The 1,529-nt window shown below is 41.1% G+C and carries 4 protein-coding genes; all 4 read right to left on the reverse strand.

The genetic code is table 11. The features are described 5' to 3' along the window. On the reverse strand, nt 1-120 hold a 120-nt coding region (locus WKT11_RS19720), incomplete at its 3' end, for a TcpE family conjugal transfer membrane protein (RefSeq protein WP_042745583.1). Between the two features lie 118 nt (nt 121-238). Further along, nucleotides 239-742, reverse strand: coding sequence for an antirestriction protein ArdA (locus tag WKT11_RS19725; RefSeq protein ID WP_340285776.1), 504 nt, complete (start codon nt 740-742; stop codon nt 239-241). 17 nt (nt 743-759) lie between these two features. Continuing rightward, nucleotides 760-1,263 carry an antirestriction protein ArdA gene (locus tag WKT11_RS19730; protein WP_118473990.1) on the reverse strand — a complete coding sequence of 168 codons (504 nt, stop codon included), beginning with the start codon at nt 1,261-1,263 and terminating at the stop codon, nt 760-762. Continuing rightward, the gene (locus tag WKT11_RS19735) at nt 1,182-1,478 is read right to left on the reverse strand and encodes a conjugal transfer protein (protein WP_074073962.1); all 297 of its coding nucleotides are present in this window, start codon (nt 1,476-1,478) and stop codon (nt 1,182-1,184) included. Before WKT11_RS19735 ends, WKT11_RS19730 begins: the two co-directional genes overlap by 82 nt. Between the last annotated feature and the right edge of the window lie 51 nt (nt 1,479-1,529).

Raw genomic sequence — 1,529 nt, forward strand, 5'->3', positions numbered from 1 at the left:
TGTAATCACAAACCATGTAATCTGTGTAAAGGTAACGGGAAAGGGCAAGTTAAAGTCATTGATTGCATATAAGACTTTTTCCACGTTCCAGATACCCGTGTAGCTTTTAATCTTTTTCAAGTTCTTTCAGCTCCTTTCGTAAATTCTTCAAAGAGAAAAGGACAGCCATTTTCAGACTGTCCCTTAAAAGAGAAATACGCTGTCAGTAGCAACAGTTCTTATTGCTGATCTTCCAGCGTTAATATGGTATCTCGCACATACCTCGGCTTGTTTCAATAAAGTAACCGCCCATATCCAAATCTCGCCCGTAGGCTTCATAGTCAATGTAGTTCTGTAAGCTGGGTGGAATGTCGCCAAGTGCCTGCAATTCGTCTATGTAGTAGTAGGCAACGTCTGTCATGGTTTCACAGTCGGGATAATAATAAATATCGTCCTTGTGTTCCACGACTTCTTCCAGCGTCCCGTAGTGGCTGATAAATCCGTCCAGACACTCTACGATATAGTCGGGAAGTTCCTCTATCATTTCATACATCTCATTGAGTTCTTCAATGGAAACATACTCGCCAATCGCAATCGGGAAGTTGTCGGTATCATGGATTGCGTATTCCTCATACTGTTCATTCAAGCCGATTTTTTCTTTCACATCTTCCTCGTCAATGGGAAACGTGAACCAAGCACCGACTAAATAACCCTCATTGTATTTACCAAGATTAGCAATATAAACCGCCATATCATCAATCATAAGCACCACCTCATTTCCTACTCTGGCAGTTCAAAGATACCGTGTTCTGTTACTAAAAATTTCCCGTGTTCCTGCAAGTGAGAAGCATAGGCTTCAAAGTCAAAATAGTATTCTTGACAGTCCTCGGATAAATGTTTGAACGTCGGGTCGTTCATCAGCTTTTGCCTTGCAACATCTATCATGCTTTTGCAGTCTGGATAAACGGTAATCACGTTCCTGCAAATATAAAGTGCTTCTAGATTCTCAAACACCGTAAGTAGTGATACATATTCTTCCTGCATATCACTTGAAAGCTGGCGGTACATAAAATCTAATTCGTTAAGCTGATACACGCTTGTATGTTCGTGAACTTCATCAGCATAAGGCAACACCTTTTCGATAATGCGGTAATCCCCACTTTCTGCACCGATACCTAACTTTTCTTCAAACTCTGCAACATCTATCGGCAGGTCGAACCAGTATGATGTTGTTTCTTCGCCAGTTGTTCCTTTCGTTTCCACCAGCACCCTTGTTTCCTGCATTGTTCCTCACGTCCTTTCTGTTGTTTCATCACATCTTTTATGGTCTGGTACGACATACCAAACACATACTTTGAAAAATCTTCTAACTGTCTTTCTTCATAGTCAGCAAGGTTCAGCCGTTTCATTTCATGCCACACCTTACGCTTGTAAGAGGGCAGGTCGGAAAGATAATCACAGCCGACTTTTGCCTGCATATCCTTAAAAATATCGCTCATTTCATCACTCCAATCTGAAATTTTGGTAAGAAAAAAGCAGTCAATCCTAAG

This window comes from Blautia sp. HCN-1074, from assembly GCF_037890165.1.
Lineage (GTDB): Bacteria > Bacillota > Clostridia > Lachnospirales > Lachnospiraceae > Blautia_A.

Bases quoted from the DNA above. Each gene is read 5' to 3' on its own strand.
- WKT11_RS19730 (WP_118473990.1), bottom strand. From the start codon at position 1,263: ATGCAGGAAACAAGGGTGCTGGTGGAAACGAAAGGAACAACTGGCGAA.
- WKT11_RS19735 (WP_074073962.1), bottom strand. From the start codon at position 1,478: ATGAGCGATATTTTTAAGGATATGCAGGCAAAAGTCGGCTGTGATTAT.
- WKT11_RS19725 (WP_340285776.1), bottom strand. From the start codon at position 742: ATGATTGATGATATGGCGGTTTATATTGCTAATCTTGGTAAATACAAT.